Origin of the sequence: Geothrix limicola, assembly GCF_030268085.1 — a bacterium.
In the GTDB taxonomy this organism is placed as follows: domain Bacteria; phylum Acidobacteriota; class Holophagae; order Holophagales; family Holophagaceae; genus Geothrix; species Geothrix limicola.
Genome location: NZ_BSDE01000001.1, coordinates 132,544 through 157,585, shown reverse-complemented (window position 1 = coordinate 157,585; position 25,042 = coordinate 132,544). Strand labels below are relative to the sequence as shown.

The following is a 25,042-nucleotide window of genomic DNA, read 5'->3' as shown; positions in this document are numbered from 1 at the left end:
GGCTCACAGCCCCGGCGGGAATCCCAGGGCCAGCCTCAGCCGGGCGATGCCCGGGTCCACGCTGCCGTCGGCGCGGCGGATGAGGATGGGCGCTTCGGCCTCGGGACATTCCGCGCGCGTGGCGAAATCCTCCGGATAGTCCTGGCGCCGTCCCGCCGCGAAGACATCCAGCCCGTAGGGTTCGCCATCCTTGAAGATGAGTTCCCGCCGATGCAGACAGAGCAGACCCGCCTCGTCCAGGGCCGCCAGTGCGCGCTCGCGCTGATCGTTGGGGAAGACGCAGGCGAAGATCCCACCCGGTGCGAGGAGGCGCGCCGCGGCCTGGGCGTAGTCGGCGATGCTGCCGCGCACTTCGAGGCGCGCGGGCACGGATTGGGGGTGGGCCGCGGGCAGCCGGTGGCCCTCGGGCCAGTAGGGCGGCGTGCCCGTCACCAGGTCGAAGGGCGCCTGGTCCGCAAACAGGTCCGGGTCCCGCAGGTCGCCCAGGCGCGGGAAGACGCGGTCCTCCTGGCCGTTGTAGCGGATGCTCTTCCGTGCCAGCCGCAGGCTCTGCTCCTGGGCCTCCACCGTGTGCACCTGGGCGCCTGGACAGCGCCAGGCCGCAAGCAGCGCCACGCTGCCGATGCCCGAACCCAGGTCGGCGATGCGCGCGGCGCGGGGACACCAGGTGGTGCCGTACCAGGCCGTCACCAGGTCATCGACGCTGAAGCGGTTGCCCTTCTCCAACTGGAAGATGCGCCAGTGCCCGCAGAGGCCGTCCAGGGTCTCGCCGGCCTCCAGTTCCACCCCGCCCGGCGGCACGGGGCCGGGGCGGGTCCAGCCTTTGAAGCTGGGGCCATCGAGGGGTGCGGATCGGCGCGACATCCCTTGAGTGTCCGATGATTCCAGCCGGGAAAGCAAAATCGGAAACACAGCTTTAACCGGTGTTCATCGGTGTTCCTGTCTGCCGTCCTCTCGCGCTCAAGGACTTCCTGTCCCAGCATCTTCTGTGGCTCCCGTATTTCCGTCTGGCATATCAGAATCGCCTGCGCGACACTCAAACATGGCCGTGTCTGGGAAAGCCCCGGAACCTGTCCTCCGCGAGGGGGAAGGATCTGCATGCGAAGGCGATGGCTGCCTAACCCTCGAAGGGGCCTTCGAGCGGGTGAAGGCGGCCTTCCTCCAGCACCATCCCAAGGGCGACATCGCCCTGCTGAACCGGGCCTTCGCCGTGGGCCGGGACATGCACGCCACCCAGATCCGCAAGAGCGGCGAGCCCTACTTCTTCCATCCCCTCGCCGTGGCCCAGAGCCTGGCCGACTGGCGGCTGGACGCCGTGAGCGTGGCCTGCGGCATGCTGCACGATGTGGTCGAAGACACCCTCATGACCCAGCCCCAGGTGCGGGCCCAGTTCGGCGAGGAGATCTCCGAGATCGTCGACGGCCTCACCAAGATGAGCAAGCTGGCCTTCACGGACAGGCACCTGCTCAACGCCGAGAACGTGCGCAAGCTGCTGGTGGCCATGGGCAAGGACGTGCGCGTGCTGCTGGTGAAGCTGGCGGACCGCCTGCACAACATGAAGACCCTCGGCGTGATGGAAGAGGAGAAGCGCCGCCGCATCTCGCGCGAGACCCTCGAACTCTACGCGCCCCTGGCCAACCGCCTGGGCATGGGCGTCGTGCGCCTCGAACTGGAGGATCTGGCCTTCCGCCAGCTCGAGCCCGAACAGTACGCCAGCCTGCGCAATGCGGTGGAAGCCAAGCGCGCCAAGCTTTCGGGCACCATCCAGGAGATCCACGGCGCCATGCAGGCCATCCTGCGCCAGCAGGGCATCTCGGCCCAGGTCTACGGCCGCATCAAGCACCTCTACGGCATCTGGAAGAAGATGGGCGCCCAGGCCAAGGGCTTCGACGACATCCACGACTGGCTGGCCTACCGCATCATCTGCCCCGATCGCGCCAGCTGCTACACGGCCCTGGGCCTCGTGCACGGCCTGTTCAAGCCCGTGCCCGGCAAGTTCAAGGACTACATCAGCCTGCCCAAGGAGAACGGCTACCAGAGCATCCACACCACGGTGCTGATGAACTCCGGCGACCTCTTCGAGGTGCAGATCCGCACCGAGGAGATGCACCTGCACGCCGAGGCCGGCATCGCCAGCCACTGGACCTACAAGGACGGCCGCATCGCCAACCGCTCCGAGATCAACCAGGTGACCTTCCTCCGCCGCATGGTGGAGCTGCACCAGGACGCCCAGGACAGCCGGGATCTCGTGGCCAACCTGCGCGGCGAACTGACCTTCAACCGCATCCAGGTATTTACGCCCAAGGGGGACCTGCGCAGCCTCGTGGAAGGCAGCACGCCCGTGGACTTCGCCTACGCCATCCACACCCAGGTGGGCCACCGCTGCGTGGGCGCCAAGGTGAACGGCCGCATCGTGCCACTCAAGCACACGTTGCAGAACGGCGACCGTGTGGAGATCCTCACCCGGCCCGACCACAAGCCCAGCCGCGATTGGCTCGGCTTCGTGAAATCCGCCGGCGCCAAGAGCCGCATCCAGGCCTTCATCCGCGAGGAGGAGCGCGCCCACGCCATCACCCAGGGCCGCGAGCGGCTGGAGCGCGAGGCCCGCGCCATGGGCGTGCGACTGGACGATCCGGATGCCCACGCCAAGCTCGAGGCCCGGCTCGTCGAACTGAAGCTGGCCAACTGGGATGCGGCCTACGCCTCCCTGGGCTTCGGCCGCCTCACGGTGCACAAGCTCATCGAGCCGCTGGTGCCCGAGCCCGAGCGCGCCAAGCCCAAGGAGAACACCTCCAACCTGCTGGATTCGGTGGTGGTGGGCGACACCACGGGCATCCTCTATGCTCTGGCGGCCTGCTGCAAACCCATCTGGGGCGATGAAGTCGTAGGCTACATCACGCGTTCCCGCGGTACGGCCATCCACCGCGCGGACTGCCCCCAGTTCAACACCGGCACCCTGCACCCAGAGCGCCGCGTGAACGTGGCCTGGGGCAAGCACGGCGCCGAGCTCTACGACACGGAGATCACCCTCACCACCGAGGATCGCCCGGGCATGGTGGCCGCCATCTCCGAAGGCATCCAGCGCATGGGCATCAACGTGCAGCGCTTCCACGGATCCGCCACCGAAGAAGGCGCCGGCCTCTTCCATATCGCGCTGCGCGTGCGGGATCGCGCCCACCTCGTCGAACTGATGGCCGGCCTCCGGCGCATCCGCGGCGTCTACACCGTCGAGCGCGTGAAGGGGTCCGTGTTCGGGAAAGTGAAATGACCGGCTGGCGCCCCCCGCTGGATGCGCCGCCCGTTCCCTGGCCGCGCATCGCGGAAAGCCTGCGCCTGCCCCAGTCCTGGCCCAATCCCCACAAGCTCAGCGTGCGCATCCCCGAAAGCCCCCGCCGCGCCGCCGTGGGCGTGATCCTGTGGGGCGACGCCGCGGGCGCCCGGAAGATCGTGCTGGCCCAGCGCGGCTTCGGTGCGCCTCAGCACGCCGGGGAGATCGCCTTCCCCGGGGGCATGGTGGAGCCTCAGGACCGCGACCTGCCCGCCACGGCGCGGCGCGAGGTGGCGGAGGAGATCGGCCTCAGCAACGGCCTCTGGGAGCTCGGCTGCTTCCCCGACGGCGTCGCCAAGGCCCGCGTCCGCTTCACGCCCGTGTTCTTCCGCTGGGAGGCGCCGAAACCGACCTTCCATCTGGACCGCGAGCTGGAACAGGCGCTCATGCTGCCCCTCGCCCCGCTGCTGGACGCGCCCTGGACCACGGAGCGCCTGGGCCGTCAGGGCCTCGTCCTCGACGTGCCGCGCCTGGAGCTGGATCTGGACCATTGGGCGGCGCCCCTGTGGGGCGCCACCGCGTTCGTGCTGAAGGCCTGGCTGGACGTGCTGAAGACCTGCCCCTAGGCCGGGTCTGCGCCCTACTTCACGTTCACCGCCAGCCAGGCGGTGTTGACGGTGGTGTAGGCCGTAGAGTTCGCGCCGTACAGGTCCGCTGCGGCGTTCAGGGTCGCCAGCCGCGCGCCGGCATAGTCGGTGCGCTTGGTCATGTAGACCGTGAGGGCGCGGTACCAGATGCGGCCCGCCGTGTCGTTGCCGAGACCGATGACTTCCTGCACGTCGTTGGTCATGGGCGAGGCGATGTTATCGCAGAGGTCGTCCACCTGGCTGCCGTGGGCCAGCAGGAAGAAGAAGTGGTTGGCCACACCGGAGCTGTAATGAACGTCCAGGCGCCCGATCCGGCTGTCATAGAAGTCGGGGCTGCGGCCGTCGCGACTGGGCTTGTACATCCAGCGCAGGGCCTCGTTCGGGAAGGCATGGCCCCAGCTGTTCTCGAACAACTTGTAGTTGGCCGTGATGGGCCCGGGGCCCGGCGTGCTGGGGATGAAGGATCCCGTGGCGTGGTTGAGGGTGTAGAACTCCACCAGGGTGCCGAAGATGTCGGAGTTGGCCTCGTTGAGCCCGCCGGATTCCTTCCGGTAGACGAGGTTGGCCGTGGCGGCGCAGACGCCATGGCTCATCTCGTGACCCGCCGTGTCGAGATCCGCTTCGCCCACGGAGCCGCCCACCTGGCCATCGCCATAGGTCATGCAGAAACAGCTGTCTGACCAGAACGCGTTGTCGTACTGGCTGCTGTAGTGCATGCGGCTGTAGGTGGCCTTGCCCGCGCCATCGATGCCGTTGCGCTCGAACGCATTCACATAGAAATCCCAGGTGGCCTGCATGCCGCGATGGCCGTCCACGCCCGCGGTCTGGGCATTCGCGCCCATGCCCGCGGTGCCGTTGTACTGCAGCCCGTCGCCCCAGGCATCGTCAGCGTCCGTGAAGATCGAGCCCGTGCCCGAGGTGCCGTTGAGCAGGTTCGTCGTGACGTTGTTGCCGAAGGTCCCGCCGCTGCCGCGGCTCATGTCCCGCAGCTCGTAGCCGGTGCCCGTGCTGTTCGTGCTGAGGCTCACCGTGCCGTACCACTGGGACTGTCCCGACCCCGTCGTGCCGGCCGTGTGCAGCGTGTCCCAGGAATCCAGGATCGCACCCGTGTGGGCGTCCACGAGGAAATCCGTGTGCTTCGTCTCGCCAGCGCCGTTCTCCAGTTCCGTGTGGACGTGGTAGGCCAGCGCGTGGCGAGGCCCGGCCCCCTCGAGATTGGCGATGACGAGGGTCGCGGTCGGCTCATGCGCGTAGCTGCCGCGCGGAGCCAGCGATCCGTGGGCTGCCGCAAGGGCCTCGGCGCGCCCCAGGGTGGGCTCCACGGCGAGGTTCAGGCCGCGCTCGAGGTCATCCGTGACGGCGCGCACCCGGCCGTTCCGGAAATGCACGATGGCCTCGCCCTCGAAGACGGGGACGCCCCTGTAGGTCTGGTCCAGGCGCACGTGATCCTCGCCGAGGGCGTCCGCGTGGTGGTTCTTGAAGGTGAATCCGACCTGGGGACCGAGACCCATCTGGTGGGCTCGAGCCGAGAGGTGGCCTCGGGCATCCCGGATCAGGGCGTCAATCCGGGCGTCGGCCCGGGCCTGGTCCGGCGGGGCCGCCAGCAGGAAGGCGGGAAGGAGGAAAGGAACGGCGCGGCGCACAGGACCTCCACAGCGATTGGGTTTTGGACTTTCCTAAAGGTTAGGCCCGATCTCCATTCCCTGCGATCAATTGATATTAATTTTTCGACTCGTTAATCAATGTTCACCTTAAAAAGCACATCGACCCGACTTAGCGAACCGGCCCTGGATCCGGCCCTGGACATGGAAGGACCCCGGCCCGGCGGGCACACCGCCGAACCGGGGTCCACACCGCCAAAGACCGGGTTACTTCTTTTCGGCCTTCACCGAACCGTCCTTGTCCAGGTACTTGTCCGGATCCTTCTGGAGGGCTTCGCCGCAGTGCTTGCTGCACACGCGGTACTCCCGGCCGCGCACGGCGACGGTGGTGGCCTTGGCATCCACGGTCATCTTGCAGACGGGATCCTTGGTATTGACGGCGGGTTTGGCCTTCTCGGCCGCAGGCGCGGCCAGGACGGCGAGGCTGAGCAGGACGGTATGGAGCATCGGTTCCTCCGGATCAAGGGTCCAGTCTAGTCGCACCGCGGCGCGGCGCGCAGGGCTCTACTTCTTCGCATTCTTCGGCGTCCCGTCCTTCTCAAGATACCTGTCGGGGTTCTTCGCCAGCGTCGCATCGCAGCCACCGCAGCAGAGGCGGTACTCGCGGCCGCGGACGACGACGGTCTTCGATTTCTCCGTCACCTTGCCGCCGAGGACGGGGCAGATCGCGTTGGTGGCGGGCTTGGCGGCTGGTGCCGCCAAGATGGAAAGGGCAAGGAGAGGTGCAAGCATGTGGGTTCCTTTCTAGGTGGTGTGTTCATCTCAGGCTTCGACGGAAGCCTGAGCCGGAAGAGAACGCCTCTTCCAGAGGAAGTAGATCGAGGGATAGACGAGCAGTTCGAGGAGGAAGCTGGTGGCGAGGCCGCCCACCATGGGTGCGGCGATGCGCTTCATGACGTCGGCGCCCGTGCCCGTGCTCCACATGATGGGCAGCAGGCCCATGAAGGCGGCGAAGACCGTCATGGCCTTGGGGCGAACGCGCTTCACGGCGCCGTGGATGATGGCCTCCACCAGGTCGCCCTCGGAGTTCAGGCGGCCCTGCCGCTGGGCCTCGTCGTGGCTGAGGTCCAGGAAGAGCAGCATGAAGACGCCGGTTTCGGCATCCAGCCCCATGAGGGCGATGAGGCCCACCCACACGGCGATGCTCATGTTGTAGCCCAGCAGCCAGAGCAGCCAGAAGGCGCCGATGGCGCTGAAGGGCACGGCCAGCATGACGACGGAAGCCTTGAAGGCACTCTTCGTGTTGGCGTAGAGCAGGCCGAAGATCAGCACGAGCGTGATGGGCAGGATGAGCTTCAGCCGCTCCTTCACGCGGATCATGTTCTCGTACTGCCCCGACCAGCCGAGACTGTAGCCCGCGGGCAGCTTCAGATCCTTTTCCACGGCAGCCTTGGCGTGGTGGACGTAAGTGCCGACGTCAATTTTCGACGTGTCGAAATCCACCAGCACGTAGCCGTTCATCTGGCCGTTCTCATCGCGGATCATGGCGGGCCCGCTGGCCCACTTCAGATCGGCGATCGCCTCCATGGGCACCATGGCGCCGCCGGGCGTAGGCACGAGCACGCGCTTCAGGGCCTCGGGGCTTTCGCGGTAGTCACGGGCGTAGCGGACGTTCACCGGATAGCGGGCCCGGCCATCGAAGACCGTGCTCTGGTTGTCGCCGCCGATGGCGGTCATCACGAGCATGTTGGCCTGCTCCACGCTGAGGCCGTAGCGGGCCAGCTGATCGCGCTTCAGCACGAAATCCAGGAAGTAGCCCTGGGCCGTGCGTTCGGCGAAGGCGCTCCGCGTGCCGGGCACCCCTTGCAGGATGCGCTCGGCCTCCACGGCGATCTTCTGGATGGTCTCCAGGTCCGCGCCGTTGATCTTGAGGCCGACGGGCGTGCGGATGCCCGTGCTGAGCATGTCCAGACGGGCCTTGATGGGCATGGTCCAGGCGTTGGGGATGGCGGGGAGCCTCACCACCCGGTCCAGCTCGGCGACGATGTCTTCTTGCGTAATGCGGTCCCGCCAGATGGGGCGCAGGGCGGCTTTCAGGAAGTCCGGAGCCCAGGCGCTGAACCAGCGGGGCTTCTCGCGCCACTGGTCCTCGGGCTTGAGCACGATCACCGTTTCCATCATGGAGAAGGGCGCGGGATCGGTGGCCGTATCGGCGCGGCCCGCCTTGCCGAAGACCCGCGCCACCTCGGGCACCGTGCGGATGAGCCGGTCCTGCACCTGGAGGATGCGCTGGGCCTCGGTCTGGCTGAGGCCCGGCAGCGTGGAGGGCATGTAGAGCAGCGTGCCCTCGTTGAGGGGCGGCATGAACTCGCTGCCCAGCGAGACGAAGGCCGGGATGGTGGCCAGCACCAGCAACACCGCCACGGCGAGGGTGGCCTTGGCGTGCTTCACGACGAAGCGGCAGGGGCCCTCGTAGATGCGGTGGAGGAAGACGCTGATGGGGTGCTTTTCCTCGGCGTAGTACTTTCCGACCACCACCTGGGTGAAGGTCCATGCCAGCCATTTCGGCTTGAACCGGAAGGGCTCCACCCGCGCGAAGAGCATGCGCATGGCCGGATCCAGCGTCAGCGCGAGAAGCGCGGCGATGCCCATGGCGAAGTTCTTGGAATAGGCCAGGGGCTTGAAGAGCCGGCCCTCCTGATCCAGCAGCGTGAAGATGGGCAGGAAGCTCACCGCCACCACGAGCAGGGAGAAGAAGACGCTGGGACCCACCTCCATCAGGGCCTCGAGGCGCACCTGGTAGAAATTCCCGGGCTTGCCGTCTTCGATCCACCTTTCGATCTTCTTGTAGGCGTTCTCCACCTCCACGATGGCGCCGTCCACCAGCACACCGATGGAGATGGCGATGCCGGCGAGGCTCATGAGGTTGGCGTTCTGCCCGATGCCGAACATGGGGATGAAGGCCAGGGCCACGCTCACGGGGATCGTGATGATGGGGACGATGGCCGAGGGGATGTGCCAGAGGAAGATGAGGATGATGATCGAGACGACGATCATCTCCTCGATGAGCTTGTGCTTCACGGTCTTGATGGCGTTGTGGATCAGCTCGGAGCGGTCATAGGTCGTCACCACCTCCACGCCTGCGGGCAGGCCGGATTTCAGTTCGGCGATCCGGGCCTTCACGCGCTCGATGACGTTGAGGGCGTTCTCGCCCTGGCGCATGACGACGATGCCGCCCACCACGTCGCCCTGCCCGTCCAGGTCCGCCAGGCCGCGGCGCATCTCGGGTCCGAGGGATACGGTGGCCACGTCGCCCAACCGCACCGGCGTGCCGTTCTCGGCCCTGAGCACGGCGCTTTCGAGATCCTGGGGAGTCTTCACATAGCCCCGGCCCCGCACCATGTACTCGCGCCCGCTGTATTCCACGAGGCGGCCGCCCACCTCTGAATTGGCAGACTTGACGGCCCCGATGACGGCCTCGATGGGTATCTTGTAGGCCGCCATCTGGTTGGGGTTGAGCTGCACCTGGAACTGCTTGGCCTGGCCGCCCACGGTGGCCACCTCGGCCACGCCCGGCGTGCTCTGGATGCCGTAACGGAGGAACCAGTCCTGCAGGGATCTCAGCTCATCCGTGCTGTGCTTCCCGCTGCGGTCCACCAGGGCGTACTGGTAGACCCAGCCCACGGAACTGGCGTCGGGGCCGAGGGAGGTCTGCACGCCGGAAGGCAGCGTGGAGGTGATCTTCGAGAGGTATTCCATCACCCGGCTGCGGGCCCAGTAGATGTCCGTGCCGTCCTCGAAGATCACGTAAACGTAGGAGAATCCGAAATCCGACAGGCCGCGCACGGCCTTCACCTTGGGCGCGCCGAGCAGGCTGGTGACGATGGGATAGGTCACCTGGTCTTCGACGATGTCGGGGCTGCGGTCCCACTTGCTGTAGATGATCACCTGGGTGTCGCTGAGATCCGGCAGGGCGTCCATGGGAATGTTCCGCATGGTCCAGAAGGACATCACGATGAGCACCACCGAGGCCGCCATCACCAACCAGCGGTTCTCCGCCGAAAACCGGATGATGCGCTGCAGGAAGGTCGGGTGCTCGGGATCGTAGGCAGCGTGGCTACTCATATCGACACTCCCCAGGGCCGCGGGCCTGCCTGAGCAGGGCGGGTTGTTGATGGAGGAAAGGAATGATTGAAGCGAAGGAAAGCTGAGGGGCTGAGGGAAGCGGAGAAAAGCGATTGGATCTGTCTCCGCTTTCCTCTGCTTCTCCGCTCTCCTCCGCTTTCAAAATTCTTTGGCAAAAGGTTCATGACCATCCTCGGATCAGTGCGAGTGGCTCATCTGGGCCAGGGCGGCCTTGAGGCGGGATTCGGAATCCACGAGGAAGTTGGCGCGCACGACGACCTCTTCCCCGGCCTTCAGGCCCGAGCGGATCTCCACCTTCTCGCCGACGGTCGTGCCCGTGCTCACCTCGCGGGGCTCGAACTTGCCGTCGCCCAGCGCCACGAACACCACCTTGGCGGTGCCCGCGTCCAGCACCGCATCCAGGGGGACGAGGAGGCCCTTGCGTCCCTGGCCCCGGAGCACCACGTCCCCGAACATCTCCGGTTTCAGCTCGCCGCCGCCATTCGGGAATTCCAGGCGGGCCTTGGCGGTACGGGTCTTGGGATCCAGGACCGGATCCACGAAGGCCACCCGGCCCTGGTAGGTTTTCCCGGGGGAGGAGGACATCGTCAATTCGGCGGGCATGCCCACCTTGGCGCGGCCCAGTTCGGCTTCGTAGATGTCCACCTGCACCCAGACCCGGCTCAGGTCCGTGATCTCGAAGGGAATGTCCGAGGGCGTGAGGCGGGCGCCCTCCACCACGTTCTTCGCCGTCACCACGCCGGAGATGGGGCTGCGCAGCGTGAGAGCCTTCTGCACCTCGCCCGTTTTATCGAGCTGGTCGAGGGCCTCCTTCGGCACGTCCCACAGGGCGAGACGGCGCCGGGCGGAATCCAGCAGATCGCCCCCGCTGCCCTGCAGCGAGCCGCCCATCAACGCCTTCTGGGTCCTGAGGGCCAGCAGGTACTCGCGCTGGGCGCTCACGAATTCGGGGCTGTAGAAGCTGAACAGGGGCTGCCCCTTGGCCACGGGCTTGCCGACGAAATCCACGAAGAGCCTTTCGACGAAACCCTCGACCTTCACGTTCACCTTGCGCACACGTGTCTCGTCCACCACCACGCGGCCCAGGGCGCGCAGTTCGCCGCTCACGTTGCCTTCGGCCGCCTTCTCGGTCCGCAGACCGATGAGCTGCTGGCGCTCGGGATCGATGGTGATGGCCGAATGGCCCTCCACACTCGCGCCTTCGCCCTTGAGGTCCCCCTCGTAGACCGGCACATAGTCCATGCCCATCTCATCCTTCATGGGGACCTGGGAGGTCTGGCTCGGATTCATGGGGGAACGGTAGAACACCACCTTCCCCTTTTCCTTGGGCGCACCGCCGTCCATGGCCACCAGCGTCATGCCGCAGATGGGGCACGTGCCTTCGTGATCCTGGATGATCTGCGGATGCATGGGGCACTGGTACATCTGCTTGTGGGGCTGGGCGGGCCCTGCGTTTTCATGGACGTGGGCGTCCTTCGGGCGCGGGCTCAGCAGCAGCGTGCCGCCGATGCCGGCCGCCAGCCCCAGGGCCACCAGGCCTGCGGTGCGGATTCGTGAAGGTCGGCTGGATGGGGTTTCGTTCGGTTCATCAATCATGGTCGACTCCGCTCACATGGATTTCATCGAGGGACCGCTGTCCTGGGCCTGGGCCGCGGGCTTGGCGGTGGATCCGGAGGCTGCGGGGGCCGCGGCTCCGGAAGCGAGGCTGGCCGAGGGCATGGCGCCTCCGCCGATGGGGGCCGCGGGGCCGAGGGCCGCCTCGCGCAGGGCGATGTGTTGGGCCTGCAGCTGGGCCAGGGTCTGAAGGTAGGCCCCCTGATCGCCCACCCAGCCATTGAGCGCTTCCAGCACGCCCAGGAAGGATCCGCGCCCGCCCTCGTACTGGGCCAGCGCGGCCTTGAAATTGGCCTCGCTCTGCACCAGCAGGCCTTCCCGGTAGAGGTCGCGGGTGCGGCGCAGGGACTGGATCTGAATGGTCCGTTCCTCCGTGCGCTGGCGCAGCAGCGTGCGTACCGAAGTCACTTCCGCATCCTGGCCCTGGCGGTGGTGCTCGTGCTCGGCGACGGCCCGCTGCTGCTTGCTGCGACCGTAGATGGGCAGCGAGATGCTGACCCCCACCTGCCACATGGGGTCGAGGCCACCCCGGGGCATGAGGCCCGCGGTCACGGCGAAATCCGGGCGGCGGTCGAGTTTGGCCAGGTCCAGCTGCTTTTCGGTCTGCCTGACGCTGGCGCGCGCCCCAGCGAGTTCGGGGCTGCGGGCTTCCACGGCCTCGGCACTCAGCAGTTCCGGTTCGGGAAGATCCATGAGCGCGGCGGTGGTGGGGATGGGATCCGCGGGGTCGTGCTGACGCAGGCGGTTGAGCGCGGCCAAGGCGGTCTTCTCATCGGCGTCCAGCGCCCAGATGGCCATCTGCAGGCGCGTGCGTTCCAGCTGGGCCCGCAGCAGGTCGCCCTGGCTGCCCTGTCCCACCTCGTAGCGGGTGCGCGCCAGGCGTTCGGCCTGCTCGAGGAACACCCCCTGCTGCGCCTGGAGGGCCTTCTGGCCGCGAATCAGGAGCAGGGCCGCGTAGCCCCGACGCACCTCGGATTCGATGCCCAGGCGCACGCGGGACCGCGTGGCTTCGGACAGGTCCACGCTCAGAGCGGCGACCTCCTTGCGCAGCCCGCGCTTGCCCGGCCAGGGCAGCGGCTGGGTGAGGGCCACGCTGTAGAAGCTCGTCTCCATGCGGCCCACTTCGAGGCGCTTGAAACCGTCGTTCTGCAGGCCCAGCGAGAGCGAAGGATCGGGCAGCACGCCCGCCTGGGGCACGCGCTCCTGATCCATGCGGACGGCGGCCGCGGCCCTCTGGAGGTCCGGATGCTGCGCCAGCGCCTCGCTCAGCAGCGCGGCCAGGACGGGGTCGGGGGACGGGGAATCGGGTGGGGGAACCTGGGCCAGGCCCGGCGCGAGAAGCACCAGGGCCGGCGCCAGGCGCAGCGGTGCGCGCATGGCAAACTCCGGATGGAAACACGAGGAAACGCCCGCGGCTGCGCGGGCAGGGCTTCGCTCAGGCTCCGATCAGATCCGGAACGTGCTCAGTCTTGCGAGGTGCCGGCCCAGATCCGGATCGCGGCCGCGCCCCTCGCCAGTGATTGCATCGGCAACGGCCGCATCGCCAGCCGTGGCCCAGGTTTCGGGTTCTGGACGGGGTTCGACGCGCCGCTCGGCCTGGGCGCGTCGCGCCACCGGGGCCACGACGGCCGCCGCGCGGTCCGAGCAGAGGTTCCGCGAGGGGCTGCGGTTCCCTTCGGGCTTGGGGCAGGGGCAGGCGTCTTCCAGGCCGGAAGGCATCCCGCAGCAGCATTCATGGGGCTGAGCCTGGTCGGGATTCTGGAACCAGTCTCCGACCCCGCCGCCCAGGAGCAGCGCGAAGGTCAGAATGGCGCGCAGGATCAACCGCACGGAGAAGCCTCCGGATGGACCATGATAGGTCCTCTCTCCCATGTGGCAACACGAATGCGCTTGATTCCCGTCACAGCGGAGACTCTCCACCCGCCTGGAACCCCGGGAGACACGGCCATCGGCGCTAGGATGGTTCGATGGGCACGGTTGAGACGGCAGAGGTGGTGATCATCGGAGGCGGCATCGCGGGCCTCAGCCTCGCCTTCCACCTTGCCCGGGCCGGACAGCGCGGCATCGTCCTCCTGGAACGCGAAGATCAGGCCGGCACCTACGCCAGCGGCCACAATGCCGCCGTGGCGCGCTCCTTGACGGGACGCGACGAGCACACGGCCCTCACGGTGGAGGGGCGCCGGCGCCTGGCGGAGGCGGGCCTGATGGGCGCCAGCGGCGGCCTGCTCCTCAGCGCCGGGCGGGGTCCCCTCGATGCGCTGGAGGCCGAAGCCCAGCGCCATGGTGTGGAGGTCAGCCGAGGCGAGGGCGTTCCCCTGTCGGGCCTTCAGGCCGCCGAACATCTGGCCATTCCCGGCGATGGCGTCATCGACATCGCGGGCCTCCTGCGCGCCTGCGCCGAGGGCGCCCGCGCCGCAGGCGCCGACCTGCGCTTCGGCTGCGCCCTGAATCGCCTGGACCCTGCGGAAGCAGGCTTCGACCTGGTTACGGATCGCGGCCCCCTGCGCGCCCGCACGCTCGCCATCGCCGCGGGCGCCTGGGCGGGCGAACTGGGTCGGATGGCGGGTTCAAAAATCGCCTTCACGCCGCTACGGCGTTCCCTCGTGTGGAGCGCGGCGCCGCATCCACAGCAGGATCCCTGGGCCTGGTGGGTGGACCGCCCCTTCTACATGCGCCCCGAAAGCGGCGGCCTGCTCATGTGCCCCTGCGAGGAGGTGGCTGTGCCGCTGCCGACCCGCGGCCGTCAGCCCGACACCGATGCCACCGTGCTCGAAGGCCTCTACGCCAGCCTGCGGGAAGTGGCACCGCATCTGGCGGAACGGCCCGTCACGCGCTACTGGACGGGCCTGCGCACCTTCGCACCGGACCGCCGCTTCGTCCTCGGCTGGGATCCCTGGAACCCGCGCCTCTTCTGGTCCGCGGGCCTCGGCGGCCACGGCATGACCAGCGGCCTTGCCGTCGGCGCCCAGGCCGCCAGCCGTTTCCTGCGCCTGGAGCACGGCGGCCCCTTGGATCCCGTACGATTCATGAATTCACCCTTCGCCTGATGGCGGGCGATCAGACATCTGACACCCCAACCCGAGGCCCCCGATGACGGACGTGCCGGTCAAGTCCCCGGCCCCCACCTCTGATACCCAGAGCCTGCGGGCCTTCATCATCTCGGTCTCGCTGGCGGTGGCCGTGTGCATCTCCGGGGCCTTCCTCGGGATCGCGCTCAAGGGCCGGACCCTCATCCGGGAGGAGATGCTCCATCGGGCCCGCACCGATTTCAGGACCCTCGTCCACTTCCGGGCCTGGAACGCCTCGTACGGCGGCGTCTACGTCGAAAAAATGCCCGGCGTCGAATCCAATCCCTACCTGGAGAACCCGGACATCGAAAGCACCTCCGGGAAGCGCTACACCAAGAAGAACCCGGCCCTGATGACGCGGGAACTCTCCGAGCGGCTGAAGCGGTTCGAGGGCTACGGCTTCCACATCACGAGCCTTCAACCGCTCAACCCTGCGAACCAGCCAGACCCGGAGGAGGCCCGCGCCCTTCGTGCGTTCGAGCAGGGCACCCCCGAACGAAGCTGGACCGAGACCATCGAAGGCCGCGCCACCACCCGCTACATGGCGCCGTTGAAAGTCGAGGCTTCCTGCCTGGAATGCCACGCCAAGCAAGGCTACAAGGTGGGCGATATCCGAGGCGGCATCAGCTTCACCTACGACACCCAGGAGATCGAGGCCAAGCTGCGGTCGAATCTCCGGTTGGTGGCCGTGCTCGCCTTCCTCACCACGGGCCTGCTCCTGAGCCTCGTGATCTTCTTCTTCCGCCAACTGGTGCGCAAGCTGGCCGAGGCGCGCCGTCAGCTGGAATCCTTCGCCATGACCGACATGCTCACGGGCCTCTTCAACCGGCGGCGGGTGCTCGAACGCTTCGCCGAGGAATGCGAGCGGGCCCGGCGCGGCAGCAGCGGCCTCACCTGCCTCATGCTCGATGTGGACCACTTCAAGCAGGTCAACGACCAATTCGGCCACCAGGAGGGCGACGAGGTGCTAAAGAAGATCGCCCAGATCATGCGATCTTCCCTCCGCCGCTACGACATCCTGGGCCGCTACGGCGGCGAAGAGTTCATCGGCCTGCTGCCCGACACCGATCTGGAAACGGCCCTGCCCGTCGCCGAACGGCTGCGCCAAAGCATCGAGACTTCCGTGACCCTGCGCGCCCCGGATGGCGCCTCCCGCTCCGTCACGGCCAGCCTGGGACTCGCCCAGTGGCTGCCCGGGGACACGGTGGATTCCCTCATCCACCGCGCCGACGAAGCCCTCTACCGCGCCAAGGCGGCGGGCCGCAACCAGGTCAAGGTCCTGGAGCGCTGAGCCGGACGGCCGGATAGGATCATTCCATGCGAGCCTCCTCCCTTCGCGTGGCCCTGATCCAGCAGGACACCATCTGGCAAGATCCGGCGGCGAACCTCGCCCGGGCCCGCGATCACGTCGCCACCGCCGCCCGTGCGGGCGCGCGGGTGGCCGTGTTCCCTGAGCTGTTCACGCTGGGGTTCACCATGGCACCCGAGCCCTTCGCCGAAGCGATTCCGGGCCCCACGAGCGCGGCCCTGTCGGATCTTTCCAGAGCCTTCGGCCTCTACCTCGTCGGCACTGCCGTCGAAGCCCATGCGCCCCACCCGCGCAACGCGGCCTTCGTGACGGCCCCGGACGGATCGCTCCTCGCGACCTACCGCAAGATCCACCCCTTCTCCTACGGCGACGAGAACCGGCACTACAGCGGCGGCGAATCGTGCCCCATCTTCGAGATCGACGGCGTGCCCTGCGGCCTGCAGATCTGCTACGACCTGCGCTTTCCCGAGCCTTTCCGGACCCTGGCCGCCCGGGGCGCCGAGGTGGTGTTCGTGCCCGCCAACTGGCCCCGACGGCGCATCTCCGCCTGGTCCACCCTGCTGGCGGCGCGGGCCATCGAGAACCAGATGGCCGTCTGCGGCGTCAACCGCGTGGGCCGCGATCCCCTGGTGGATTACCCCGGAAGATCCGCCATCCACGATGCCTTCGGCGAGGTCATCGCAGTAGGTGATGCTTCGGAAGGCATCGTCATCGGCGACATCGATCTGGTGCAGCTGCGCGCCTGGCGCCATCGGTTCCCCGCCCTCCAGGACCGCAGGCCCGAGGTCTATTCGGGCCTGGGGGCCTCCGGGAAACCGCCCTTCGAGCCTGGCCCGATCAGCGGGATGGGGGATCCAGACGACCCGGCCCATCGATAAGGGCCACGGTGTTGGGATCCACTTCGACGAAGGCCGGAGCCTCAGACATGGGGAAGGTGAAGCACTGCTGTTTCTGGCTGAGGAGCACCGTCTCCACCCGACCGCCCAGGCCCAGGCTCAGGCTCAGGGGCATCTGGAAGGCCTCGCCCGCCTGGGTCTGCCGAAGATCCACGACCAGCTGCCGCGCCTCGGCCTCGTACCGCCAGGTCCCCTGGAGCTTCGGAATCCCCGGGCGGTCCAGCCACTGATGGAAGAAGGGCTCCAGGTTCTGCCCGCTGGCGGCTTCCATGGCGTGGCGGACATCCGCCGTGGTGGCCAGGCCATGCCGATGGCCCTGGAAGTAGGCCTGCAGACCGCGCCAGAAGGCCGCGTCCCCCACCTGGTTGCGCAGCATGTGGAGCACCCAGGCGGCCTTCTCGTAGACGAAGGCATTCAGCACCTTCCCCGTGTCCGAAAGGTTGCGGTGAACGACGGGCGTATCGGGACGCGCGGCCTCTTCGGAGATGACCTGGGCCCTTTCCTTTCTGAGCGAGGCCACGAAGGCCTCGCGCCCCTGGGCGTGCTCGAGAAAGCAGTCGGTCAGGTAGGTGGCGAAGCCCTCGCTCAGCCAGACGTCGTCCCAATCGGCTTCGGTCACGGCGTCGCCGAACCACTGGTGGGCGATCTCATGGGCCACGAGGCTGGTCATCGGCCGACCGTCGAAGGCGGCCTCGCCGTACGAAATGGCCGTGGCCGATTCCATGCCGCCGGTGATCCCCGCCGCCTCCACGTTGGCCAACTTGTCATAGGGGAAGGGCCCGATGCGGGCGCTGTAGAAGCCCAGGACCTGGCGGGCCGTGTCCTCCAGGGCGCGCCATCCGGATTCGCGTTCCTGGGGAAACACCCAGCTCTCCAGGGGCAGGGCATCTGCGGTCGTGCGGTGAACGGCGAAGTGGCCGATGCCCACCGTGTAGAGCCACACCGGCAGAGGCTGGTCCTGCTTCCAGTGGGTACGCCGACGCTGGCCCGGCAGGTCCGTGGTTTCGATCAGCCGGCCGTTGGAAATCACCTGGTCGTGGGCCGGGGCGGTGATCACCATCTCCGCCGTCGCCTTGGCGGAGGGGTGGTCCATCACGGGCAGCCATTGATGTGCGCGGTCGGGCCAGCTTTCACTGAAGATGCCCCGCTCCCCGTGCTTATTGACCAGGAACTTCAGTCCCGCCGCCGGCACGCCCCCATAGCGGATCTCGAAGACGAGGACGTCCCCGGCCCTCCGCGCCGCTCCCAGGGCCAGTTTCAGGCGCCCGTCCTCGTGCGTATAGGGCACCGGCCGGCCCGCCAAGGACACGGACCTCACCGCCATGCCCCTGCCCGCCTTCACCGACGCCAGATCCAGGATCACCGCCTTCACCCCGTCCTCGCGCAGGCGCAGCGTGACCGTGGCTTCGCCCAGAAGGCCATCGGACTGATCCGTCACTTCGAGGCGGAATACATAGTGCTGAACCTCGACACCGGGCTGGCGGGGATAGGTGTCCGCCATCAGAGGGGTGCCGATCAGGCCTGCCAGGATGAGGGGGGACAACCGCATGCAGGCCTCGAAGGTGGGCCTCCAGTCTAGCGAACTGGCGGGTGCTTCATCAGTCGCCGCGCATGACGCTGAACCTCCGCGCCATCCAGGGGACCGCCGTGGCCGAGGTGGAACCGCGTGACACCCGATGCCACCAGGCGCTGCAGCTCACGACCCACGGCCTGGGGATCATCTTCAAAGGGCGGGCGGATGGCGTGACCGGTTCGCAGGATCCCTCCCATGAAGATGCCCGAGGCGAGGAGATCCCCGACCAGGGCCTCCCGCGTGGCCAGCTCCACGGAAATGGATCCCTTCGTGTGCCCGAGGGTGGGCACCACGCGCCCCGCGATACCGTAGGCATGTAGATCCAGTGTTTCGTCGCCGGTGAGCAGGAGATCCGGCTCGAAGGCCGCGTAGGGCTGCTGGATGATGCCCCGCTTGAGCAGAAAGCGGCCGGCCAGCCCGGTGGCGCAAAAGGTCATCGGCGCCTCCCGGCGGTAATGGGCAAGGTCCCCTTCATGCCCCAGGATCGGCGCCCCGCTGGCCTCGCGCACGGCCGCGGCCGACCCCGCGTGATCCATGTGGGCGTGGGTGACGACGATCAGCTTGATGTCTCGGAAGGTGAGCCCCAGCTGACGAAGCGCCCTTCCGATCTTGGCCTCGGATCCGGGGATGCCCGCATCCACGAGCACGCATCCGTCGGGGCTGTGGACGAGATGGCAGTTCACCATGCCGAAGGGAAGGATGGGAATCCGTAGGATCCGAGTTGGGGCCATGGGAGCGCCTTTCGAGGGGTCTGGGTTTCGGGGGCCTGGAGTATTTTTGTACCGATCGGTATTTAATTTACTGATCGGTATAAAATTGTCAACCAGAGCGTTCCGAAAGGAGGCAGCATGACCCAATCACGCGGTCGCCCCCGCGGTTTCGAGCCAGAGGCCGCCTTGGACGCGGCCCTCAGCGTGTTCTGGCGCCGCGGTTACGAAGGCGCGTCCATCTCTGAACTGACGGCGGTCATGGGCCTGAGCAAACCGAGCCTCTACGCGGCTTTCGGCGACAAGGAGACGCTCTACCTGAGGAGCCTCGAACACTACCTGGAGCATCGGATCCGACAGCACGCCACCCTTCTCACCACCGAACCGAATGCCCGGAAGGCCATCCGCCGGTTCCTCGATGCGATGGTGGACATGCTCACAGATCTGGAGCTGCCGGGCGGCTGCTTCATCATCACCGGCGCCGCCAACTGCGGGGGAGCCTCCACCCCCGAGTCCGTGGAAACCGCCCTCCGGAAAGCCCTTCAGAAGGGCGAGCTGGCCTTGAGGCACTGCCTCCGTCGGGCCCAGGAGGCCGGCCAGGCTCTTCCCGACATCGAGCCAAACCACCTGGCAGCCTTCTTCAACACCTGTCTCGCGGGCCTGGCCGTGCACGCCAAGAGCGGCGCCCCCAGGGCCAAACTCCAGGCCGTCGTGGAGGCCGCCATGGCCGTCTGGCCGGAAACCAAGGGGCGTCCGACGCGCCGCCGTTAGGCTTCGCGGTTCACGCAGGCCGCGGGGAATGGGTAGGATCGCATGAGGCATTCGCTTGCGTGGAGTCCGTCTTGGCCCTCTTCCTGAACACCATGATGTTCACCTTCCTGGCCCTCTTCCCCATCCTGAACCCGCCCGCCATGGCGCCGGTCTTCCTTCAGCTCACGGGCGGCGTGAAGGAAACGCAGCGCAACCACCTGGCGGCGCTCATCGGCTTCTACACCTGGGCGTTCCTCACGCTGCTGCTGGTGGTCGGCGGCTGGATGCTCAAGCTCCTCGGCATCTCCATTCCCGTCATCGCCATAGCCGGCGGCCTGCTGCTCTTCCACAACGCCTGGGGCATGCTCAACCGCAATCCCAAACTCAGCGAATCCGACAAGGCCGAGCTGCAGACCTACCTGCTGGACAAGGCCTTCTTCCCCCTCACCATGCCCGTCACCGCGGGCCCGGGCACCATGGCCGTGACGCTCAGCCTCGTGCCCCGCGGCCCCATCTGGCATCCCCAGACGCTGATGGGCTTCCTCGCCACCACCTGCGGCATCGCCCTGGCGGCCCTCAGCGTGTTCCTGTTCTACCGCTTCGGCACCAAGGCCATCCGCAAGCTCGGCGCCACCGGTGAAGCCACCATTTCCCAGATCTCAGCCTTCATCCTGCTCGCCATCGGCGTGCAGATCGTGTGGGGCGGCCTGCGGGAACTGATCAGAGGGCTTTAGCGGCGAGGAAGGCTTCCATCCGGCTCTTGGCCTCCTCGAAGGTGGCGTAGGTGCCGAACATGAAGCCGCTCCGACGAATCCCCGTCAGCATCTTGCTGACGCGGACGCCCTCCCGGGCCAGGCAGAGCACGGGCCGGCCCCGGTCCAGGGCATAGGCGATCTCGAAGCCGACGCCGTGGGAGGGCGTGCTCACCTCGGCGATGAGGGCGTCGCAGTCCTTCACCCAGGCCGTGTCCCGCTCATAGACCGCCTCCGCAGACATCCCGCCGTCCGAGGCCATGGCGGCCTCGTCGGCGAGGTGGGCCGTCAGCACATGATGGCCCAGGGCCTGGAGGTGCGCCACCAGGGCCGCGTAGACGGGCTGGTCCTGGCGGCCACCGGTGAGGGAGCAGGAGAAGTAGAGATCCACGGCCTAGTGTCCGATCAGTTCGTCCGCCAGATGGCCCGCGTCCATGATCTTGCGCAGGGCTTCGAGGATGGCGCGGGCATCGGTGGCCACGGCGCGCTTGGTGTCGGCGTCGTAGACGTAATAGCCGCCCTGCCCTTCGTAGACGCTGTCGAAGTTGATGCCCACGAACTCGCCCTTGGTGTTCATCACCGGGCTGCCGCTGTTGCCTCCCACAGTGTCGCAGGCGTAGATGAAGTTGAAGGGGGTGCTGAGGTCCAGCTTCGCCTGCCGGTCGAGCCAGCGCTGCGGCAGCGTCCAGGCGCCGCCCTCGGCGGCCAGGGCATTACCGCCCCAGCCCAGGTGGCGATCGTACATCCCCATGAAGGTGGTGAAGGGCTGGGCCAGGGTGCCGGTGCCGTTGTGGTAGGTCGTGACCGGCCCGTAGCCCAGGCGCAGCGTGAAAGTGGCGTCCGGGTAGAGCGCCTTCCCAAAGACCTTGAAGCGGGCCTCAGCGATGCGTCCGCCATGCTCGTTGAACACGCTGGTGACCTCGTCCTCCATCCGCTTGCGGATGGCGCGGTTAAAGGGGTCGATTTTTTTCGCGAGCAGGATCATAGGATCGGTGCAGGCCTCCAGCGCCGCCTTGCCGCCTTCCGCCAGCTGCTTGCGCAGGGCGGGGTCGCCCAGCTTCGTGCCTTCCACGGCGGCCTTGGCCACGGCTTCGGGCGACTGCCCGCCGAGGACGGCCTTCACGAAGGGATGCTCGGCGCCGAGTTCTTCCTTCGCCTCCTGGAGGATCACCGTCAGCAGCGTGGCGTCGATGGGCTTCTGCACGGGCCGCGGTGAAGCGAGCCGGGCCTTGGTGGCCTTGAGGTTCCCGTCGCTGAACTCGCTCAACCGCAGCGCCGAGGGCTTGGCCTCCTCCTCGGCCAGGCGCACCAGGGTCAGCGCGTGGCCCAGGGTCACCACCCGGCCTGGGCTGATGGCGTTGAATTCCTTCAGCAGGGCCTTCTGGCGTTCCACCGCCTGGGCCACCCGATCCCAGCTCTCACCGCACCGGGACTGCAGCGCGGGATCCTTGTGCACCGAAGCTTTCAGCGACGATTCTTCCACCTCGACCTTGCGCAAATTCTCAGCCTTGGCCAGGCCCAGCAACTGACCGCTGAGCCGCTTGTAGCCATTCTCGATGCCGTAGATCGCCTCGGCGGCGATGCGGTGCGCCTCGGGCGAAGTGGCCGAGAGGGTTTCCAGGGCGGCCTTCTGGCGGGCCATGGCCTTCAGCTGGGAGGGGATGCCGATGTCGCGGGCGTAGACCATCTGGGCGTGGGTCTGCTGGCGGAAGGTCGTGCCGGGATGTCCTGAGATGAACGTGAGGTCGCCGATGGACACGCCCTTGGGCTGGAAGGGCAGGATGGCGGTCGGGTGGTAGGGCTGGCCGTTCTCGTAGACGCGGAAGAGGCTGAAATCCAGGTTGTGGCGCGGGTAGGTGTAGTTGTCGGCGTCGCCGCCGAAAGCCGCCACCTGGAGTTCCGGTGCCGCCGCGAGGCGGACGTCCGTGAACTTCTTGTAGCCGTAGATCCAGTACTCGCCGCCCTGGTAGAGGGTGACGGGCTCGCAGGTGAGGCCCGTCTTCGCCTCCTCGGATTTGCGGAGCTCGGCCAGGGCATTGCGCCTCGCGGTGAGCGCGTCCTTGTCCGCCGTGCCCGGCTTCACGGCGCCGTTCACGCGATCCGTCACGTTCTCCATGGAGACGAGCATCATCAGTTCGAGCCCGGGGACGGGGATCTCCTCGGCGCGGGTGGCGGCGGTGAAGCCGTCCCGCACGAGATCGGCCTTGGCGCTGGACACCTGCGCGATGGCGCCGCGCCCCACGTGATGGTTGGTCACCACCAGGCCGTCGCGGCTCACGAAGGCGCCCGTGCCGCCGGGAAAGCGGACCGTGGCCAGCTGGACGTTCTTCAGCCAGGCCCCGTCGAGGGCAACGCCGTACTTCGCCTTGATCTTCTGGACGGGAATGTTGTCGAAGGTCCACATGCCCTCGTCCGCGCGCAGCGTGGGCAGGGCGAGCGTCATCGCGAGGGTGGCGGCGAGGGCGGTGAGGCGCATGGGAACTCCCGAAAAACGCAATCCACAGATTCCACGGATGTCACAGATGCAGGAGAGGAGCCTGTGCGAATCCGTGAAATCCGTGGAGAAGAAGGCCGTCTGTTACTTGCCCGTCAGCTCTGCGACGAGGTGATTGGCGTCGTAGACCTTGCCGAGGGCCTCCACGATGGCGCGGGCATCCACGGAGAGGCAGCGGTTCACCCGGGCGTCGAAGTAGTAGCGGCCGGCATTGCTTTCGATGTTGCCGTCGAAGGCCAGGCCCACCAGCTCGCCCCGCTTGTCCACCACCGGGCTGCCGGAATTCCCGCCGATGATGTCGTTGGTCGAGATGAAGTTGTAGGGCGTGAAGAGGTTCAGCTTGTCGCGGCGCTCGATCCACCGGGCCGGAACCTCCCAGGAGCCGTCTTCGGCCTTGGGGCCCCAGCCCGCGGCGCGGTCATACATACCCGCGAAGGTCGTGAAGGGCTGGGCCAGCGTGCCGGCGCTGGGGTAGGTCTCGACGGCGCCGTAGGACAGACGCAGGGTGAAGGTCGCGTCGGGATAGGTGGAGGTGCCGTAGACGGCGAAGCGGGCCTTGGCGATGCGGGTGAGGTGCTCGGAGATCACCGCCTGCAGGGCCTGCTGCTTCTTCTGGATCTCCTCCAACCTGGGGCTGAGCTGGCGAACCAGCGCCAGGGCCGGGTCGGCGCTTTCCAGGATGGCCTTGGGGTCGCCGTCGATGAGCGCCGCGCGGGCGGCCGGATCCAGCAGCCGTGTTCCCCCCAGCAGGGACTTGGCCGCGGCCGCGGGGCTCTTGCCGCCGAGCAGGGTCTGGACGAGCGGATGATTGGCGGGCAGCTCCTGCTGGGCGGAGGTCAGGACGTTCTGCAGGGCCAGCAGCTCCTGTTCCGCATCGGAGGGTTCGCCGCCCTTGAGGCGGGCCTTCAGGGCCGTCAGCCCCTTCTCGTCGCGGTACTGCGGGCCGCGCTGATCCGCGGGCTTCTGCATTTCCGTGGCGTGGCGCTGCAGGGACAGGGCCGTACCCAGCACCTCTCCGCGCAGGGAGCCCATGAGGAAGCTTTCCCGGGCGAGGGTCTTCTGCTGTTCGACGGCCTCTTCGACCTTCGTCCAGCTGTCGCCCGCCAGCGCCTTGAGCTTGGGATCGGCGGCCACCTTGGCGCGCAGTTCCTTCTCCGCGGCGGCGACGCGGGCCATGGCCTCCCTGTCCCGGAGGCCGTCGGTTTCACCCACGACCACCTTGTACGCATTCTCGGCACCCATGATGTCGGCGGAGACGCGACGGGACTGCTCCGTCCCCTGGGCTGCGTAGGCGTGCAGCGCGGCGCGGCCGCGATCCAGCGCCCGGATGACCAGGGGGTTGGTGACGTCCCGCTTGGCCTCCATCTGGGCCAGGGTCTCCAGGCGCGAGGTGCGGCCCGGATGGCCCACGGTGAAGATCGGATCGCCGTACTGGACGCCCTTCTGGCCCCAGGTGAGGTGCTGGGCGGGCGTGTAGGGCTTGCCGTTCTCGTAGACGCGGAAGAGGCTGAAATCCAGATCGTGGCGGGGCCAGCTGAAGTTGTCCCAGTCCTTGCCGAAGGCCGCCACGCCGTATTCCGGCGACATGACGAGGCGCACATCCGTGTGCTTCTTGTAGCGGTAGATCCAGACCTGACCGCCCTGGTAGAGCGAGACCGGCTGGCAGTCCAGGCCCGTCTTCGCCCCCTGTTCCTTCACCAGGGCCGCGAGCGCGGCGGCCTTGGCCTTGGCGGCGGCCTGGTCATCGGCATCCTTAGGCACGGCCTGCTCGATGCGCTCGGTGACGTTCTCCATCTCCAGCAGGGTGTAGAGCGCCAGGCCCGGCACCTTGATCTCGTGTTCGCGGTCGATGGCGACGAAGCCGTTCTTCACGTAGTCGTGCTGGGCATCGGAAACCGCCTGGGTCCAGTGGTGCCCCACGTGGTGGTTCGTCAGCACGAGGCCGTCCTTGCTCACGAAGGAGCCCGAACCACCGGGGAAGCGCACGGCCGAGAGGCGCACATGGTCGAGCCAGACCTGGTCCGGCGCCCATCCGTATTTCGCCTGGATCTTCTGGGTGGGCAGGTTGTCGAAGGTCCACATGCCCTCGTCCGCGCGCAGCGCGGGCAGGGCGAGCAGGAGGGTGAGGGCGGTGAGGCGCATGGAAACTCCAGAAAACTCAATCCACAGATTCCACGGAAGTCACAGATGCAAGCGTGAAGAGGGATCTGTGTGAAT

Annotated in this window: 20 protein-coding genes; 7 read left to right on the top strand and 13 right to left on the bottom strand. The window is 67.5% G+C overall.

Annotated elements, in window-relative coordinates; all coding sequences use genetic code 11:
* Nucleotides 1-3: 3 nt before the first annotated feature.
* Entirely contained in the window at nucleotides 4-864 is an 861-nt protein-coding gene (locus QSJ34_RS00685) for a tRNA1(Val) (adenine(37)-N6)-methyltransferase (protein WP_285568956.1), read from the bottom strand.
* Nucleotides 865-1,144: 280 nt separating this feature from the next.
* On the opposite strand from QSJ34_RS00685, the gene QSJ34_RS00680 reads away from it, so the two are divergent.
* Nucleotides 1,145-3,268, top strand: coding sequence for a RelA/SpoT family protein (locus tag QSJ34_RS00680; RefSeq protein WP_285568954.1), 2,124 nt, complete (start codon nucleotides 1,145-1,147; stop codon nucleotides 3,266-3,268).
* Nucleotides 3,265-3,894: an NUDIX domain-containing protein gene (locus QSJ34_RS00675; RefSeq protein ID WP_285568953.1), complete on the top strand. Its 630-nt coding sequence runs from the start codon at nucleotides 3,265-3,267 to the stop codon at nucleotides 3,892-3,894. The genes QSJ34_RS00680 and QSJ34_RS00675 overlap by 4 nt, the downstream gene beginning before the upstream one ends.
* Nucleotides 3,895-3,908: 14 nt before the next feature.
* On the opposite strand, the gene QSJ34_RS00670 is transcribed toward QSJ34_RS00675, so the two are convergent.
* The 7 genes from QSJ34_RS00670 to QSJ34_RS00640 form a co-directional block, all read right to left on the bottom strand.
* The gene (locus tag QSJ34_RS00670) at nucleotides 3,909-5,558 is read right to left on the bottom strand and encodes a M4 family metallopeptidase (RefSeq protein WP_285568952.1); all 1,650 of its coding nucleotides are present in this window, start codon (nucleotides 5,556-5,558) and stop codon (nucleotides 3,909-3,911) included.
* 225 nt (nucleotides 5,559-5,783) lie between these two features.
* Complete coding sequence (locus QSJ34_RS00665) at nucleotides 5,784-6,023, bottom strand: YHS domain-containing protein (protein WP_285568951.1); 240 nt, start codon at nucleotides 6,021-6,023, stop codon at nucleotides 5,784-5,786.
* A gap of 57 nt (nucleotides 6,024-6,080) precedes the next feature.
* Entirely contained in the window at nucleotides 6,081-6,308 is a 228-nt protein-coding gene (locus tag QSJ34_RS00660) for a hypothetical protein (RefSeq protein WP_285568950.1), read from the bottom strand.
* A 30-nt stretch (nucleotides 6,309-6,338) separates the two neighbouring features.
* A complete protein-coding gene (locus tag QSJ34_RS00655) occupies nucleotides 6,339-9,641 on the bottom strand; it encodes an efflux RND transporter permease subunit (protein ID WP_285568949.1) in 3,303 nt (1,100 codons plus the stop codon).
* 198 nt (nucleotides 9,642-9,839) lie between these two features.
* Entirely contained in the window at nucleotides 9,840-11,258 is a 1,419-nt protein-coding gene (locus QSJ34_RS00650) for an efflux RND transporter periplasmic adaptor subunit (RefSeq protein WP_285568948.1), read from the bottom strand.
* Nucleotides 11,259-11,270: 12 nt separating this feature from the next.
* Complete coding sequence (locus QSJ34_RS00645) at nucleotides 11,271-12,653, bottom strand: TolC family protein (protein ID WP_285568947.1); 1,383 nt, start codon at nucleotides 12,651-12,653, stop codon at nucleotides 11,271-11,273.
* Nucleotides 12,654-12,722: 69 nt separating this feature from the next.
* Nucleotides 12,723-13,106, bottom strand: coding sequence for a hypothetical protein (locus QSJ34_RS00640; protein WP_285568946.1), 384 nt, complete (start codon nucleotides 13,104-13,106; stop codon nucleotides 12,723-12,725).
* 137 nt (nucleotides 13,107-13,243) lie between these two features.
* On the opposite strand from QSJ34_RS00640, the gene QSJ34_RS00635 reads away from it, so the two are divergent.
* The 3 genes from QSJ34_RS00635 to QSJ34_RS00625 are packed head-to-tail and all read left to right on the top strand — an operon-like array spanning nucleotide 13,244 to nucleotide 16,531.
* Nucleotides 13,244-14,323, top strand: coding sequence for an NAD(P)/FAD-dependent oxidoreductase (locus tag QSJ34_RS00635; protein WP_285568945.1), 1,080 nt, complete (start codon nucleotides 13,244-13,246; stop codon nucleotides 14,321-14,323).
* A 43-nt stretch (nucleotides 14,324-14,366) separates the two neighbouring features.
* Nucleotides 14,367-15,635 (top strand): diguanylate cyclase, encoded by a 1,269-nt coding sequence (locus QSJ34_RS00630; protein WP_285568942.1) that lies wholly within the window; start codon nucleotides 14,367-14,369, stop codon nucleotides 15,633-15,635.
* A gap of 26 nt (nucleotides 15,636-15,661) precedes the next feature.
* The gene (locus tag QSJ34_RS00625; RefSeq protein WP_285568940.1) at nucleotides 15,662-16,531 is read left to right on the top strand and encodes a nitrilase-related carbon-nitrogen hydrolase; all 870 of its coding nucleotides are present in this window, start codon (nucleotides 15,662-15,664) and stop codon (nucleotides 16,529-16,531) included.
* Here the strand turns inward: QSJ34_RS00625 and QSJ34_RS00620 are convergent.
* Nucleotides 16,491-18,098, bottom strand: coding sequence for a M1 family metallopeptidase (locus QSJ34_RS00620; RefSeq protein ID WP_285568936.1), 1,608 nt, complete (start codon nucleotides 18,096-18,098; stop codon nucleotides 16,491-16,493). The genes QSJ34_RS00625 and QSJ34_RS00620 overlap by 41 nt on opposite strands.
* 26 nt (nucleotides 18,099-18,124) lie before the next feature.
* Nucleotides 18,125-18,853 (bottom strand): MBL fold metallo-hydrolase, encoded by a 729-nt coding sequence (locus QSJ34_RS00615; protein ID WP_285568933.1) that lies wholly within the window; start codon nucleotides 18,851-18,853, stop codon nucleotides 18,125-18,127.
* Between the two features lie 117 nt (nucleotides 18,854-18,970).
* Between QSJ34_RS00615 and QSJ34_RS00610 the strand changes: the two genes are divergently transcribed.
* Together QSJ34_RS00610 and QSJ34_RS00605 are read left to right on the top strand one after the other, a co-directional pair.
* Nucleotides 18,971-19,600, top strand: a complete 630-nt coding sequence (locus tag QSJ34_RS00610) for a TetR/AcrR family transcriptional regulator (RefSeq protein ID WP_285568930.1) — start codon at nucleotides 18,971-18,973, stop codon at nucleotides 19,598-19,600.
* Between the two features lie 71 nt (nucleotides 19,601-19,671).
* Entirely contained in the window at nucleotides 19,672-20,313 is a 642-nt protein-coding gene (locus QSJ34_RS00605; RefSeq protein WP_285568927.1) for a MarC family protein, read from the top strand.
* On the opposite strand, the gene QSJ34_RS00600 is transcribed toward QSJ34_RS00605, so the two are convergent.
* The 3 genes from QSJ34_RS00600 to QSJ34_RS00590 all read right to left on the bottom strand — a co-directional run bounded on the left by QSJ34_RS00600 (nucleotide 20,300) and on the right by QSJ34_RS00590 (nucleotide 24,967).
* Nucleotides 20,300-20,722, bottom strand: a complete 423-nt coding sequence (locus QSJ34_RS00600) for a nucleoside 2-deoxyribosyltransferase (protein ID WP_285568925.1) — start codon at nucleotides 20,720-20,722, stop codon at nucleotides 20,300-20,302. The two genes, QSJ34_RS00605 and QSJ34_RS00600, sit on opposite strands and share 14 nt — an antisense overlap.
* Nucleotides 20,723-20,725: 3 nt before the next feature.
* Entirely contained in the window at nucleotides 20,726-22,807 is a 2,082-nt protein-coding gene (locus tag QSJ34_RS00595; protein WP_285568923.1) for a S46 family peptidase, read from the bottom strand.
* A 102-nt stretch (nucleotides 22,808-22,909) separates the two neighbouring features.
* Nucleotides 22,910-24,967 carry a S46 family peptidase gene (locus tag QSJ34_RS00590; protein WP_285568919.1) on the bottom strand — a complete coding sequence of 686 codons (2,058 nt, stop codon included), beginning with the start codon at nucleotides 24,965-24,967 and terminating at the stop codon, nucleotides 22,910-22,912.
* Between the last annotated feature and the right edge of the window lie 75 nt (nucleotides 24,968-25,042).